11 protein-coding genes are annotated in these 15,268 nt (G+C 69.0%); 6 read left to right on the forward strand and 5 right to left on the reverse strand.

Annotated features, from left to right (window positions below):
- Nucleotides 1-63 precede the first annotated feature (63 nt).
- The 3 genes from AC3WUT_RS27280 to AC3WUT_RS27290 all read right to left on the reverse strand — a co-directional run bounded on the left by AC3WUT_RS27280 (nt 64) and on the right by AC3WUT_RS27290 (nt 3,611).
- Nucleotides 64-834, reverse strand: a complete 771-nt coding sequence (locus AC3WUT_RS27280; protein ID WP_492350202.1) for a transporter substrate-binding domain-containing protein — start codon at nt 832-834, stop codon at nt 64-66.
- Nucleotides 835-913: 79 nt separating this feature from the next.
- A complete protein-coding gene (locus AC3WUT_RS27285) occupies nt 914-2,647 on the reverse strand; it encodes a ClcB-like voltage-gated chloride channel protein (protein WP_492350203.1) in 1,734 nt (577 codons plus the stop codon).
- A 37-nt stretch (nt 2,648-2,684) separates the two neighbouring features.
- The gene (locus AC3WUT_RS27290; protein ID WP_492350204.1) at nt 2,685-3,611 is read right to left on the reverse strand and encodes a LysR family transcriptional regulator; all 927 of its coding nucleotides are present in this window, start codon (nt 3,609-3,611) and stop codon (nt 2,685-2,687) included.
- Nucleotides 3,612-3,672: 61 nt separating this feature from the next.
- Here AC3WUT_RS27290 and AC3WUT_RS27295 point away from each other — a divergent pair, with 61 nt between their 5' ends.
- Genes AC3WUT_RS27295 through AC3WUT_RS27305 form a run of 3 tightly spaced genes read left to right on the forward strand, consistent with a single transcriptional unit; the run spans nt 3,673 to nt 6,425 of the window.
- Nucleotides 3,673-5,043, forward strand: coding sequence for an acyclic terpene utilization AtuA family protein (locus AC3WUT_RS27295; RefSeq protein WP_492350205.1), 1,371 nt, complete (start codon nt 3,673-3,675; stop codon nt 5,041-5,043).
- Between the two features lie 41 nt (nt 5,044-5,084).
- Nucleotides 5,085-5,420 (forward strand): AtuA-related protein, encoded by a 336-nt coding sequence (locus AC3WUT_RS27300; protein WP_492350206.1) that lies wholly within the window; start codon nt 5,085-5,087, stop codon nt 5,418-5,420.
- 30 nt (nt 5,421-5,450) lie between these two features.
- Nucleotides 5,451-6,425 carry a Bug family tripartite tricarboxylate transporter substrate binding protein gene (locus tag AC3WUT_RS27305; protein WP_492350207.1) on the forward strand — a complete coding sequence of 325 codons (975 nt, stop codon included), beginning with the start codon at nt 5,451-5,453 and terminating at the stop codon, nt 6,423-6,425.
- A 5-nt stretch (nt 6,426-6,430) separates the two neighbouring features.
- Here the strand turns inward: AC3WUT_RS27305 and AC3WUT_RS27310 are convergent, their stop codons facing one another.
- Nucleotides 6,431-6,802: a potassium channel family protein gene (locus AC3WUT_RS27310; protein WP_492350208.1), complete on the reverse strand. Its 372-nt coding sequence runs from the start codon at nt 6,800-6,802 to the stop codon at nt 6,431-6,433.
- 157 nt (nt 6,803-6,959) lie between these two features.
- Between AC3WUT_RS27310 and AC3WUT_RS27315 the strand changes: the two genes are divergently transcribed.
- The 3 genes from AC3WUT_RS27315 to AC3WUT_RS27325 all read left to right on the forward strand — a co-directional run bounded on the left by AC3WUT_RS27315 (nt 6,960) and on the right by AC3WUT_RS27325 (nt 13,525).
- Complete coding sequence (locus AC3WUT_RS27315) at nt 6,960-8,024, forward strand: serine/threonine protein kinase (protein WP_492350209.1); 1,065 nt, start codon at nt 6,960-6,962, stop codon at nt 8,022-8,024.
- 244 nt (nt 8,025-8,268) lie between these two features.
- On the forward strand, nt 8,269-9,438 hold the full coding sequence (locus tag AC3WUT_RS27320) for a response regulator (RefSeq protein ID WP_492350210.1): 1,170 nt from the start codon (nt 8,269-8,271) through the stop codon (nt 9,436-9,438).
- A gap of 61 nt (nt 9,439-9,499) precedes the next feature.
- On the forward strand, nt 9,500-13,525 hold the full coding sequence (locus tag AC3WUT_RS27325) for a PAS domain S-box protein (RefSeq protein WP_492350211.1): 4,026 nt from the start codon (nt 9,500-9,502) through the stop codon (nt 13,523-13,525).
- Here the strand turns inward: AC3WUT_RS27325 and AC3WUT_RS27330 are convergent.
- On the reverse strand, nt 13,519-15,225 hold the full coding sequence (locus AC3WUT_RS27330; RefSeq protein ID WP_492350212.1) for a Na+/H+ antiporter: 1,707 nt from the start codon (nt 15,223-15,225) through the stop codon (nt 13,519-13,521). The two genes, AC3WUT_RS27325 and AC3WUT_RS27330, sit on opposite strands and share 7 nt — an antisense overlap.
- Between the last annotated feature and the right edge of the window lie 43 nt (nt 15,226-15,268).

Here is a 15,268-nt window from a genome sequence, read left to right on the forward strand (position 1 = left end):
GGCTGTCCGTCAGCCCGGCGGTGGCGTTTTACCTGGGTCCGCAGCCCTTGCCGTGTTGCGGGCTCAATTCAGCCACTTGGCCGCCATGCGCTGGTAGTCGCCCTGAGCCTGGATCAAGTGCAGCCATTGGTCCACATAGGCCTTGGTGAGCGTGTCGCCGCGCGGCAACAGGTAGGCCATCTCGCCGTACTGCAGGGGCTTGTCGGGGTTCACGGCGCACAGGCCGGGGTGCAGCTTCTGCTGCACCAGGGTTTCGGCCGACTCGGTCACGAACACATCGGCGCGGCCACTGAGCACCTCGTTGAAGATGGTCAGGTTCTCGGGGTGGATGGTGAGCTGGGCGGTCTTGAAGTTGGCGCGGGCAAAGCGCTCGTTGCTGCCGCCCGGGTTGGCCACCACCTTGACGCCAGGCTGATCGATGGCCGCCACGGTCTGAAAGCGCGCCACATCGGCGCAACGCACCAGCGGCGTCTTGCCGTTGACCATGTAGGGCGCGCTGAACCAGGCCCGCTTCTGGCGCTCCAGCGTCACCGAGATGCCGCCCACCGCGATGTCGCAGGCACCGCCGGTGAAGTCATCCATCATCTTGGCCCAGGTGGTCTTGACGAACTGGGCCTTGACCCCCAGCGAAGCCGCCAGCGATTGCACCAGATCCACGTCCAAGCCTTCGTAGCTGCCATCGGGCAGGGCGAAACTGAAAGGTTTGTAGTCACCCGGGGTGCAGGCCTTGAGCACACCGGCCTTCACCACCTCATCCACGCCCCCTGCCTGCGCGATGCCGCAGAAGGCGGTCGCCAGGGCGGCCAGAAGCGTTTTGCGCGAGAACTTATGCATGGCAACCATCCTTACAGAAATAAGCAAATATCGGTGACAGCATGATAAGTCGCGACGGGCCTGGCCCGGCCTCCCAGCCTCATCCGCTGAGGCGGGCGTAGGTGGCCAGCAACGCGCTCTTGTTGACCACCCCCAACAACCGAGGGTCGTCAGCGGACTCGATCACCGGCAGTCGCTCACCGCGGTGGTCCATGAAGCGCTGCAAGGCCTCGGACAGGCCCATGCCGGCGGTCAGCGGCAGCAGCTCCGCGCTGATCAGATCACCGGCCCGCAGGCGTTCCAGGTCGGGCAGGCGCTCGGCGGGGCTGAGGCGCTTCAAAGGCACCACGCCTTGAAAGTGCTGCGCCTCGTCCACCACGTACAGGTACTTCACCGGATAGTGCAGAAACAGCCGGCTCATCTCGTCCAGGTCGGCGCCCAGGCCCACCACGGTCTGCGCCGGCTCGATCAGCTCGCGCACCCCCAGGGCGCGCAGGCGCTGCTGCTCGGCCTGCCACACCTGGCGGCGGCTGGTGATGTCGTACATGGCGCCGGCATGGGCCGATCGGGCCACAAAATAAGCGATCACGCTGGCCACCATCAACGGCAGCATTACCTGGTAGCTCAGCGTCATCTCAAAGATCATCAGGATGGCCATCAAGGGCGCCTGCGTGGCCCCGGCCAGAAATGCGCCCATGCCCACCATCGCGTAGGCCAGTGGCGCCGAGGCGGCCTGCGGCCACAGGGCCTGCGCCCCCTGCCCGAACAGCGCACCGACGATGCAGCCGAAAAAGATGGCCGGCGTGAACACCCCGCCCACCGCGCCTGAACCCACCGTGCACAAGGTGGCCACCACCTTGGCCACCAGCAGCATCAGCAACAAGGCCCAGGGCCAGTCTGAGTGCAGCACCGAATTGACCACGCTGTAGCCGTTGCCCCACACCTCGGGCAAAGGCACCGAGATCAGGCCCACCACCAGGCCGCCCAGGGCCAGCCGCAGCGGCAAGGGCAAGGGCAAGCGCCCGAACAGGGCGCGCGACTGGCCCAGCAGGCGCAGGAAAAGCGCCGCGCCGGCCCCCAGCAGCAGGCCCATCAGGGCAAACAACAGCACCTCGCCCCCGGCCACCGCCGGGAAGGGCGGCATGGCATAGGGCGGCTGGTAGCCGGGCATCTGGCGCATCACGATGTTGGCCACCACAGCCGCCACCATGATCGGCCCCAGGCTCTCCATGGCCATGGACCCCAACACGATCTCGGCCACGAAAAATGTGCCCGCGATGGGGGCGCTGTAGGCGGCGGTGATGCCGGCGGCCGCGCCGCAAGCCACCAGCAGGCGCAGGCGCGGCACCGGAAAACGCAGGCCTTGCCCGAGCAGCGAGGCGCTCAGTGCCGCCAGTTGCACCATCGAGCCCTCGCGCCCGATCGAGCCCCCACTGGCAATGCTCAGCAAGGACGAAGCGCTGCGCAACAGGCTGGACTTCAGCGGGATGCGCCCATCCCCCAGGACCGTGGCCTCCATGTAGTCGCTGTGGGCCTGCGGGTTGGCGGCGCGGCGCGCCAGCACCAGCAGGGCCCCGGCCAGCAGGCCGCCCAGCGCGGGCACCAGCACCCGCTCCCAGGCCGGCAGACTGCGCGCCAACGCGACCAGGCTGCCGCTCTGCCCCAGCAGGTGGTGGTCCAGGCGCAACAGGGCCCAGCGGAAGGACTCGGTGGCCAAGGCCCCCAGCACGCCGGCCACCACGGCCCAGCCCAACATCCATTGCCACTCGGAAATGCGAAAGAAACGCTGCAGCCCCGCCCGCACGGTGAGCCAGCGAAAGGCCAGATGCTTCATGGCGCCCGACGATAGCAGAGGCCGCCCCCGGGCCGGATCAGGCCAGACCCGGGTTGTCACCGGCCAGACGCGCCAGCAACAGGCCGCGCAAAGCCTGCGCCGCCACCGACAGCGCCTGCCCCTTGCGCCGCGCCAGCACCAGCGGGCGGGCCAGGGCGGGCTCCTGGAAGGGCAGCGCCACCAGGCCCGCATCGCGAAAATGAAACAGCGTCAGCTCCGGCACCAGGCTCAGGCCCAAGCCGGCACGCACCAAGGCTGCCAGCGTGGCCAGGTGCTCCACCTCCAGCACGCTGGTGCGCCAGCCCGGGCTCAGGTTCAGGCGCTCGATCTGCTGGCGCACGCTGCTGCTGCGGGCCAGGTGGATCAACTCTTCGCCGGCCAGGTCGTCCCAGCCGGCCCCCATGCCCCCCCGCTCGGCCAGACGGTGCCCCGCCGGGCAGACCAGCCAATATGGCTCGGTGCGCAGCAGTTCGATGTCGAACTCGCGCAGGTCACCCCCCGCCGTCAGGGCAAAGTCCACCCGCCCCTCGCGCAACAGCGTGGTAGCCCCCTGGGCCAGGGTGTCGTGCACCGTGAGCTGCACCTGAGGGTGGCGCTGACGCCACTCGGCCACCAGCCCGGGCAGCCACACCGCGGCCATCGAAGGCAGGGCCGCCACGGCCACCCGCCCGGCCTGCAGACCGGCCAGCGCCTGCAGCCGGCCCAAGGCCTGCTGCAGCTCCTGCTCCAGGCGCAGCACCTCTTGCGCCAGCAGCTCGCCCTCCGGCGTCAGGCTGACCTGGCGGGTGGACCGCTCGAACAGGCGCGCGCCCACCGCGGCCTCAAGCCGGCGGATCTTCTGGCTGAAGGCGCTTTGCGACAGGTGGCAACGCTCGGCTGCCCGCGTGAAATGGCGGGTCTGCACCAAGGCGCCAAAGGCCTCCAGGTCGGCCGAAGACCAGCGGATCGGATTCAGTGGTTTCATGGATCAATCCATTCAATCAATCCATTTTACAAATGCACTTGAGCCCACCACACTGCGGGCCATGTCCTCTCTCCCACCCTCTTTGCTGATCGGCTGCGGCGCCGGCTTCTCGGGCGACCGCTGGGATGCGGCCGTGCCCGTGGTGCGCACCCTGGTTGCCCGCGGCGGCCCCGCGGTGCTGATGTTCGAAACCCTGGCCGAACGCACCCTGGCCCTGGCCCAGTTGCAGCGCCGCCAGAACCCGACCGCGGGCTTCGAGCCCACGCTGGAGCGGTTCATTCGGCCCGTGTTGGCCGACTGCGTGCGGCACGGCATTCCCATCGTGGGCAACTTCGGCGCGGCCAACCCGCGCGGGGCGGCGGCCTGCCTGCAGGCGCTGGCGATCGAACTGGGCCTGGGTGCGCTGCGCGTGGGGGTGGTTGAAGGCGACGACGTGCTGGCCCAACTGAGCCCCGATCAACTGGCCCAGGTGCGTGGGCCGCGCAGCGATGCCCCCGTCAGCGCCAACGCCTACCTGGGGGCCCAGGGCATCGCGGCCTGCCTGCGCGCCGGCGCCCAGGTGGTGGTGACCGGCCGCGTGGCCGACCCGGCCCTGGCACTGGGCCCGCTGCTCGCGCACTTCGGCTGGGCCGAGGACGACTGGGACCGGCTGGCCGCCGGCACCATCGCGGGCCACCTGCTGGAGTGCGGCGCCCAGGTGTGCGGCGGCTACTTTGCCGACCCGGGCCTGAAAGATGTGCCCGACCTGGCCCACGTGGGCTTTCCGATCCTGGAGGTGCAGGCCGACGGCCGCTTTGTGGTGGGCAAGGCCGACGCCACCGGGGGCTGCGTGGACGAGCGCACAGTCAAAGAGCAACTGCTGTACGAGATCCACGACCCTGCCGCCTACCTGACACCCGATGTGGTGGCTGACCTCAGCGAGGTCACGCTGCAGCCCCTGGGGCCCGACCGGGTGCAAGTGAGTGGCGTGCGCGGTCATGCCCGCCCCGCCACCCTCAAGACCACCGCCTGCTTCGAAGGGGGCTGGCTGGCCGAAGGCGAGATCTCCTATGCCGGCCCCAATGCCGTGGCCCGCGCCCGGCTGGCCGCCCAGGTGGTGCGCAGCCGCCTGGCCGAACTGGCCCCGGGCCTGCAACCGGTGCGCTGCGACCTGATCGGCGTGGCCAGCCTGTTTGCCGACGACGCCGGCACCTGGGCAGACAGCCAGGCCGAGCTGGCCCCCGCGGGCCTGATGCAGGACATGCGTCTGCGCGTGGCCGCCCGCGCCAGCCAGCGCGGCGAGGCCGAGCTGCTGACCCGCGAAGTGCTGGCCCTGTACACCTGCGGCCCTGCCGGCGGTGGCGGCGTGCGCAGCGCCATCACGCCTCGCCTGGCCAGCGAGTCGTGGTTCGTGCCCCGGGCCTGGATCAAGGAACACTGGAGCCTGCTGTGACACAATCCGCCCCCATTGCAACCGACCCAGCCTCCCACGCCATGACGCCCCACACCGCCACTGTGCCCCTGGCCCGGCTGGCCCATGGGCGCACCGGCGACAAAGGCAACACCTCCAGCATCAGCGTGATCGCCTACCAGGCGAAGCACTGGCCGCTGCTGGTCGAACAGGTGACCGAGGCCCGCGTGGCCGCGCTGTTTGCCAGCCGCCGGCCCACGCGGGTGACGAGGTACCTGCTGCCCAAACTGCAGGCCATGAACTTTGTGCTGCATGACATCCTCGAGGGCGGCGTGAACGACGCACTCAATCTGGATGCCCACGGCAAAAGCCTGTCGGGCCTGCTGCTGACCCTGCCGATACAAGCCCCCGAGGCCTGAGCGCCCCCCACAACGACAAGGAGACTTTTGATGAGCATCCCCCGCCGCACCCTGCTGCAATCCGCGCTGGCCACCGCCTTCGTCACCCTGGCCGGCCCCGTGCTGGCCGATGGGTTCCCCGACAAGGCCATCACCTTCGTGGTGCCCTTCACCGCCGGCAGTGCCACCGACCAGTTGGCCCGCGCCCTGGCCAACGCCATCACGGCCGACACCAAGACCCCGGTGATCGTGGACAACCGCCCCGGCGCCAATGCCTTCATCGGCGCGCAACTGGTGGCCAAGGCCAAGCCCGACGGCTACACCGTGCTGATCGCCACCAACACCACCCACGCCGCCAATGAGCACCTGTACAAGAAGCTGCCCTACGACCCGGTGAAAGACTTCGAGCCCGTCACCGCCCTGGGCCGCGGCGGCCAGTTGATGGTGGTGCGCCCCGACTACCCGGCGCGCAGCGTGGGCGAGTTCATCAAGCTGGCCAAGGCCCAGCCCGGCAAGCTGTCGTTCGGCGCGGGCAGCTCGTCGAGCCGCATTGCGGGTGAGATGTTCAAGCAACTCACCGGCACCTACATCCTGGCCATTCCGTACCGCAGCAACCCACCGGCCGTGACCGACCTGCTGGGCGGCCAGATCGACGTGATGTTCACCGACATGGCCACCGGCCTGCCCCAGGTAAAGGCCGGCAAGCTGCGCGCCCTGGGCGTGACCCCGCGCCAGCGCAGTGCCCTGGCGCCCGAGGTGCCCACCATCGAAGAAGCCGGCGTGAAGGGCTACGAGGCCACTTACTGGTTTGCCGCTTACGCCCCGGCCGGTACCCCGGCCCCGGTGGTGGCCAAGCTCAATGAGCTGCTGCACAAGGCCGCCCACAGCAGCGCCCAGGCCGCGTTCTACCAGCCCACCGGCACCGAGACCTACCTGAACACACCTGAGGAGCAGCGCAAGTTCCAGGCCGTCGAATCACAGAAGTGGGGCCGCATCATCAAGGCGGCGGGCATCGAGCCCGAGTAAAGGGATCAGCCCGGGTCGGCCCGGGTCTCCTGACGCAGCGCCTTCAGTTCGGCCTGCATCGCATGCAGGTCGGCGCGCAGGTGGCGGATCTCCTTGAGCACGGCGTCATCCATCTCACGCTCGTCCACCTCGACCAGCATGGCCGCCACCGAGGCGGTGACCAGCGACAGCACCGCCAACCCGAGCAGCACCACCGCCACCGCAAACGCCTTGGACCAGTGGGTGGTGGGCACGATGTCGCCATAGCCCACCGTGGCCGCGGTGGTGAAGGCCAGCCACAGGCCGTCCCAGAAGGTGTGCACCCCGGGCTCGACGATCCAGAAGCCCAAGCCCCCCAGGGTCATCATCAGAAACGCCAGCAACAGCGAATAGAGCAAGCCCCTGCGACTGATGAAACGAACGTGACGACGCCTGCGTGTGACCATGCCTGCATTGTGTGCGCCAGGGCCAGGCATACGCCTTGACCCTCGTCAAGCCGGCCCTCTCGGGTGATCGCCCGGCCGCACAAGCCGCAGGGCGGAGGACAATGGCGCCATGCCTGAAGACTCCATGCCCCGCAGCCCCGCCGCCGACAACGCCCTGCACCCCTACGCCCGCCTGATGCCCGACACCGTGCTGGACGCCTTGGCCGGCATCGGCCTGTACGGCGACGGCCGCCTGATGGCCTTGTCCTCGTACGAGAACCGCGTCTACCAGGTGCAGCTTGAAGACCCGGTGCAGGGCCATCGCGTGGTGGTGGTGAAGTTCTACCGCCCGGGCCGCTGGAGCGAGGGCCAGATCCTCGAAGAGCACGCCTTCTCGGCCGATCTGCAGGCCGCCGAGGTGCCCGCCGTGGGGCCGCTGACCCTGCAGGGCCGCACCCTGCACCAGCACGAGGGCTTTGCGTTCTCGGTGTCGCCCCGGCGTGGCGGGCGCCAGCCCGAGCTGGACGACGGCGAGGTGCTGGAGTGGACCGGCCGCTTTCTGGCCCGGCTGCACCAGGTGGGCGCCCAGCGCCCGTTCCAGCTTCGCCCGGCCTTGAATCTGCACACCTTTGGCCGCGCCGCAGTAGAGGGCCTGTTGCAAGGCCGGGTGTTGCCGGCCGACGCTGAAGGCCCGTGGCGCCAGGCCTGCGAGCAGGCGCTGGCGCGCATCGCGGCCCACCCCCTGGTGCTGCCCGACGGGCGCTTTGACGGCCGGCAGATCGAGCTGATCCGCCTGCACGGCGACTGCCACCCCGGCAACATCCTTTGGACCCCCACCGAATCCGAAGGCGGCGGCCCGCACTTCGTGGACCTGGACGATGCCCGCACCGGCCCGGCCGTGCAAGACCTGTGGATGCTGCTGTCGGGCGACCGGGCGCAGCAGAACCGCCAGCTCGGCAGCCTGATCGACGGCTACGAGCAGGTGTGCGAATTCGACCGCCGCCAGCTCAGCCTGATCGAGCCCCTGCGCACGCTGCGCCTGATCCACTACAGCGCCTGGCTGGCCAGCCGCTGGGACGACCCCACTTTTCCGATCAACTTTCCGTGGTTTGGCAGCAGCGACTACTGGCATGGCCAGACCCACCTGCTGCACGACCAGTTGGAGGCCCTGGATGCCGACCCCCTGGTGGCCTGAAAATCACCAAAACCCGATCGTCTGTTAAATTAACAGGTGGTTACATCAGAGTCGGCACCGTCGCACGCGTTCATCCAGGCCGAATTCACACCCCAGCCGGCGGCATGGCCGGCACGGCCCCATTTGCGCGCAAGTCCTGAGGTACATCAATCGGCCCACCCCGATCCGACGAAAAATGATCACAAATGAGGCAACGCCCGCCTGAGCCCTTCAGGATGGCCGCGCCTGTTACCCGCCCCGCACCATGGACCCAGCCCAGACCGCAACCGCTGACGACGCCCGCAGCACCATCCTGGTGGTGGACGACACCAGCGCCAACCTGGCCGTGATGGGCGAGTTGCTGAGCCCCTTGTACCGAGTTCGCGTGGCCAATTCGGGCCAGCGCGCGCTGGCCGCGGTGCACACCCCTCCTCGCCCCGACCTGATCCTGCTCGACATCATGATGCCCGGCCTGGACGGCTACAGCGTGCTGGAGCGCCTGCAGGCCGACCCGGCCACACGCGACATCCCGGTGATCTTCGTCACTGCCATGTCGGGCGACGACGACGAAGAGCGCGGCCTGAGCCAGGGTGCCGTTGACTACGTGGCCAAACCGATCCGCGCCGCCATCCTGCTGGCCCGTGTGCACACCCACCTCGAACTCAAGCAGGCCCGCGACAGCCTGCGCCAGCAAAACGAGAACCTGGAACAGCAGGTGCAACAACGCACCGAGGAAAACGAACTGATCAAGGACGTGAGCCTCAACGCGCTGGCCCTGCTGGCCGAAAAGCGCGACAACGAAACCGGCAACCACCTGCACCGCACCCAGGCCTATGTGGAGTTGCTGATCGAGCACCTGCGCGATCACCCCCGCTTCGCCCAGGCCCTGCGCGCCCCCAACGACCGACTGATCGCCAAAGCCGCGCCGCTGCACGACATTGGCAAGGTGGGCATCGCGGACCACATCCTGCTCAAGCCCGGGCGGCTGAGCCCCGAGGAGTTCGAGGTGATGAAGACGCACAGCCAGATTGGGGCCGACGCACTGCACGAGGCCATCCTGCGCGTGCAGGCGGGCCATGGCCCCGACCTGTCACGCAGCCCTGGCCCGGCACTCGAGTTTCTGCAGATTGCCCAGCAGATCGCCCTGGGCCACCACGAGAAATGGGACGGCAGCGGCTACCCCAGAGGCCTGGCGGGGGACAACATCCCGGTGTCGGCCCGCCTGATGGCCCTGGCCGACGTGTTCGACGCCCTGACCTGCAAGCGCCACTACAAAGAACCCTTTCCCATCGACAAGGTGGTCCAGATCATCGCCGAAGGCCGCGGGCGGCACTTCGACCCCGAAGTGGTGGATGCCTTCCTGTCCCTGCAGCCCCGCTTTGTCGAGGTGGCCGTGCGCTACGCCGACACCCCGCCTCGGCACGCCCTGGGCTGACACGCCCCATCCGGCCCGGACGCCCTCCGCCCTGCCAAGCACCGCCAAGCACCGCCAAGCCATGGTCACCCTGCCTGACTACCTGCCTGACCCCCTGCTGATGAAAAAGCGGGCCAGCCTGTTGCTGTTGTTCTTCGTGCCCATGGTGCTGGCGGCCTGCGTGGCCGTGGCCGTCAACCTGATGGCCTTGCAACGCCTCGTGGATCAGCAGGACCAGCGCCAGGTCGAGGTGCGGGCCGTGACCACCGCCATGACCCACAGCACCCTGCTGGGGCACCAGATGCTGGGCCTGCACCAACGACTGAGCCAATTGCTGGAGCAGGCGCAGACCGGCCGTTTGACAGTGGAACAAGCCCGCCAGGCCAACACGCGACTGGTGGACGAACTGGCGACACAAGACCAGCAGCGCGACCAGATGACCCAGGCCCTGAACAGCCTGGGCGAGGGCCTGCGCCCCCTGAGCGCCGAAACCCTGGAGGCCTACGAACAGTACCGGGCCTACATGATGATGGCCACCGAGCTGCTGTCAGGCTCACCGCACCTCGGTCAGATCCGCGCGGCCGAGGCCTTGAACCACTACCTGCACTACGTTGGGCACGCCACCCAGCTCACCGCGCAACTGACCGAAGAGGTCGACAGCCGGCTGGCCGCCATGGCCGGCCAGCGGCACGACTTTGTCTACACCGCCGCCAGCCTGGCCGCGGCCAGTCTGTTGCTGGTGTGCCTGCTCTGGCTGTTGCTCTCGTGGTGGCTGACGCGCCCGCTCGATCTGCTGGCCGGGGCACTGGGTCAGCTCAGCCAGGCGGCCCGATCCGCCCCATCGCCCGCGGGTGAGGCGGCCATGCCCCTGGACCTGGGCACCCTGTCGCATGTCGAGGCCCTGACCCGCACGCGCAACAGCATGGTGCGCGACCTGGCCCAGGCGGTGGTCAACTTTGTGCGCACCCTGGAGGCGCGCCAACAGACCCAGTTGGCCCTGGACGCCGAACGCCACCGCCTCAAGAGCCTGGTGCGCGGCATGCCCGACCTGGTCTGGTTGAAGAACGCCGAGGGCGTGTTTCTGCAATGCAACCGGCGCTTCGAAGACCTGATGGGCCACCCCGAGGCCGAACTGCTGGGCAAGACCGACTACGACTTTGTGACGCGCGACCTGGCCGACCTGTTCCGCCAGAACGACCTGCAGGCCGTGCTGGCGGGCCATCCCGTGAGCAACGAAGAATGGCTGACCTTTGCCAGCGACCAGCACCGCGAGCTGGTGCAGACCGTCAAGGCCCCGCTGTACGACCAGGACGGTGCCCTGTTGGGCGTGCTGGGCGTGGCGCGCGACATCACCGCCGCGCGCTCGGCCGAACACGCGCTGCGCGACAGCGAGGCCACGCTGCGCCGCACCCAGCAGTTGGCCCGCATCGGCAGCTGGACGTTGCACATGCGCGACGGCAGCATCCGCTGGTCTGACGAAACCTACGAGTTGTTCTGGGTGGACAAAGGCACCCCCATCACCGCCGCCAGCTTCATGGAGATGGTGCACCCGGAAGACCGCGACGCCGTGCGCCAGGCCTGGCACGCGGCCCTCAAGGGCAAGCGTTACGACATCGAGCACCGGGTGGTGCTGCAGGGCGTCACCCGCTGGATCCGCGAGCGCGCCGAATTGAACCGGGACGATTCCGGCCGGGTGATCTGGGCCGACGGCATGGCACAGGACATGACGGTGGTGCGCCAGGCTGGCGAAGCCCTGCGCCAACGCGAGCAGATGTACGCAGCCGTGATGAGCCAGTCGGACAACGGCATCGTGCTGATCGAACTGGAGACCCTGGCCTTCGTCGAGTTCAACGAAGCGGCCTGCACCCTGCTGGGCTACACCCGCCAGGAGTTCGGCCACCTGACGATCTACGACGTGACCCCCGCCCAGGGCCGGGGGCAGTTGCAGGAGCGCCTGCGCGCCGTGCAGGAGGCAGGCGCCGCACACGACGAGGTACAGCGCAGCCGCAAGGACGGCAGCCTGCTCGACCTGGCCATCAGCTCGCGCATCATCGAGATCCAGGGCCGGCGCTACATCTCGGCCATCTGGACCGACATCACCCGCCAGAAGGAAGACCAGCGCGCCCTGCTGCGCTTCCAGAACCAGTTGCAGGACATGGTGGCCGAGCGCACCGCCGAACTGGCCGCAGCCAAAGAGGCCGCCGAAGCCGCCAACCGGACCAAGAGCGCCTTCCTGGCCAACATGAGCCACGAGATCCGCACGCCGATGAACGCCATCATCGGCATCACCCACCTGATCCAGCGCGACAACGTGAGCCCGCAACAACGCAGCCGGCTCGACAAGGTGAACGACGCCGCCCACCACCTGCTGGGCATCATCAACGACATCCTGGACTTCTCGAAGATCGAGGCCGGCCGCATGTCGCTGGACCCGACCGATTTCGAGGTGGCCCATGTGATCGGCAACCTGTGCAACCTGCTGGGCGACAGCGCCGCCGACAAAGGCCTGGCCCTGCAGACCGACATGGCCACCCTGCCCGCCCAGTTGCACGGCGATGGCCTGCGACTGGGCCAGGTGCTGCTGAACTTCACCAGCAACGCCATCAAGTTCACCCAGCAGGGCCGCGTGCTGCTGCACGGGCGTGTGCTGCGCGAGGAAGGCCCGCGCCTGTGGGTGCGCTTTGAAGTGCGCGACACCGGCATCGGCCTCAGCCCCGAGCAGCAGCAGCGCCTGTTCCAGCCGTTTGCACAGGCCGACGTGTCCACCACACGTCGCTTTGGCGGCACCGGCCTGGGCCTGGTGATCTCGCGCCGCCTGGCCGACATGATGGGCGGCACCGTGGGCGTGGACAGCACTTTGGGCCAGGGCAGCACCTTCTGGATCGAGGCGCCGTTTGGCCAGGCCCAGCACGCCAGCCCACGCGAGGCCGCGGGGCGCACCGCCGCAGCCCAGGCCAGCGCGCCCGCCCCCACCCGCCCCCCGGCCCTGACGGCGGGCCGCAGCGACGTGGAACAGGCCCTGGCCCGGTACCGCCAGGCCCGCCTGCTGCTGGCCGAAGACAACGCCCTGAACCAGGAGGTGGCCCTGGACCTGCTGAGCCATGCCGGCCTGCAGGTGGACTTGGCCCAGGACGGCCAGGAAGCCCTGGAGCGCGCCCGCGAAACCGCCTACGACCTAATCCTGATGGACCTGCAGATGCCGCACCTGGATGGCCTTCAGGCCACCCGTGCCATCCGGCAATTGCCCGGCCATGCCCTCACGCCCATCCTGGCCATGACCGCCAATGCGTTCGAGGAAGACCGGCAGGCCTGCCAGGCCGCCGGCATGAACGACCACATCGCCAAACCGGTCGACCCCGAAGGCCTGTACCGCACCCTGCTGCAATGGCTGCCCCCCAAGCTCGCGGACACCCCTGCGCCGTCGACCGCCGAGCCCGTCGGCACGGCACCCGCCACCACGCCTGAAGCCCACCCAGCCGAGGCCCTGCCGCCCGACCTGCCCCCTGCCCTGCTCGCCGTGCCCGGCCTGTCGCTGAGCCAGGCCCTGCGCAACGTGCTGGGCCGCCCGCAGCGGCTGATGGCATTGCTGCACCGCTTTGGCCTGGAGCACGGTGCCGATGCCCAATCGGTGCAGGCCTTGCTGCAGGCCGGCAACACAGAAGGCGCCCAGCGCACGGCCCATACCCTCAAGGGCCTGGCCGGCACCCTGGGCCTGAGTGCGGTGCAGCACACCGCTGAAGCCCTGGAGCACCGGATCAAGCAGCCGGGCTGCCCCACCGAGCCGGCAGAACTCAATCAACTGGCCACCCAGCTCAACACCCTGGCCCCCTGGCTGCGGGCTCTGGCGGCCCCCGCCACCACACCTGGAGCCCCCCGGCCGGCGATCGATCCGGCCAGCCTGGCTGCGCCCCTGCAGAGCCTGCGCGAGCTGCTGCGCACCGACGACGTGCGCGCCACCACGGCCTACGCCGCGCTGGCGGACGAGCTGCGCACCCTGCACCCCCAGGCGGCCGAGCAGATGGATCGGCAACTGGGCGACTACGCCCTCGATCAGGCCCTGATCACGCTCGACACCCTGCTGGCCGCCGAGCCCGCGTTGCGTCAGTGAATGGCGCCGCGCAGCACCAGTTCGACCAGGTCGATCTCGCGCATCAGCACACGGTAGGTCTCGTCGTTGATCTGGTGCCGCTCGCGCAGGCCGGCCAGCTCTTCGCGCTCGACCTGCAGCGCCATCAGGCGCAGGTGCTTTTCGAGGGCCAGCACACCTTGCGACACCAGGCGTGACTCTTCATCGCCCACCGCTTCATTGAGGCGGTGGTGGTACAGGTGCTGCACGCGCTGGCGCACCTCGTCGGCGGCCTCGCGGGCAGGGCCTTGCGCCGCGTCGGCCACGCGGTCGACCTCCGCATCGACCGCCGGTGAGCGCAGGGCCAGCAAAGCGGCCCGCGAGGCACGCTTGCGCGCCCAGCGCAGCTCGCGGTTGCGCCGCAGGCTGCCCGGCCCGCTGGCCGTGCCCAGGCGCCGCAACAGCCAGGGCAAGCCGATGCTGCCCCCCAGCAGCGAGATCACGATGATCATCGTCGCCTGAAAAATCAGCAGCTCGCGCGCCGGAAACGGCGTGCCATCGGAGAGCAAGACCGGCAAACCCAGCACCGCTGCCAGCGTGATCCCGCCGCGGATGCCGCCCAGCGAAGCCACCCCCACCCAGCTCAGCGGCACCGGTCGCACCGTGCCCCGGCGCCAGCGCCTGGGCAACCAGGCCGGCAGGGCCGCGCCCACGGCCAGGCTGACAAACCGCACCGCCAGCAAGGCCAGGGCGATGCCGGCCGTGCTCACCAGCAACGGCCCCAACGCATGCCCGTGGTGCACCGGGGCACCTGCCTCTTTCAGGTCTTGCAGCGGCTCTTGCAGGTTTTGCAGCAGCTCGGGCAATTGCTGGCCCAGCAGCACGAACACCAGGCCGGTGAAGGCAAAGCGGATCACCTCCCAGGTGCCCTGGGCCTGCACATGAAAGGCATTGAAGCGCGTGCTGCGCACATCGAACTGGCTGGCCGCCATGCCGGCGGCCACCGCGGCCAGTACCCCCGACAGGCCGAAATGCTCGGCCAGCAGGTAGGGGCCGAAGGGCATCAGCAGAATCACCAGCACGGGCGGGGCAGCCTCGGCCCCCTCGCGCCAGAAAAGAAAACGGTCGTGCAAGGCGGCAAACACCCGCGCGAACACCAGCCCCACCAGCACCCCGCCGCCCGACATCCACACCATGTCGAGCAGGGCACGCCCCAGCGAGAACTGCTGGGTGAGCGTGGCTGCCACCGCAAACTTGACCGCCACCAGGGCCGAAGCGTCGTTCATCAGCGACTCGCCCTCGAGAATGGTCTGCAACCGCGGCGGCATCGGCAGCCGATGCGCCACCGCCGACACGGCCAAGGCATCAGTGGGCGACAACACCGCCGCCAGCACAAAAGCCACCGACAGCGGCATGGCCGGCAGCAGCCAGTGGATCACATGCCCCACCCCCAACACCGTGACCAGCACCAGCCCCACCGCCAGCAGCAGGATCGGCCACATGTTGGCGCCGAACTCGCGCTTGGGCATCTGCCAACCATCGGCAAACAACATCGGCGGCACCAGCAGCAACATGAACGTGGCGGGGTCCAGCTCCACCCGCAGGCCCGAGGCCGGCCAGGCCGCCATCGCCCCCATCAACAGCTGCAGCAGCGGCTGTGGCAGCCGCGGCCAGAAGCGCGCCATCACGCCCGAACAGGCCACCAACAGCAACAAGGCCAAAAGAGAAAGAACACTCTGCATCGACAACCCAGACAAACCGCCTCCGGCCCGCGACCGGAGGCCC

This window comes from Curvibacter sp. EU05-FHT14A10 (genome assembly GCF_058791075.1).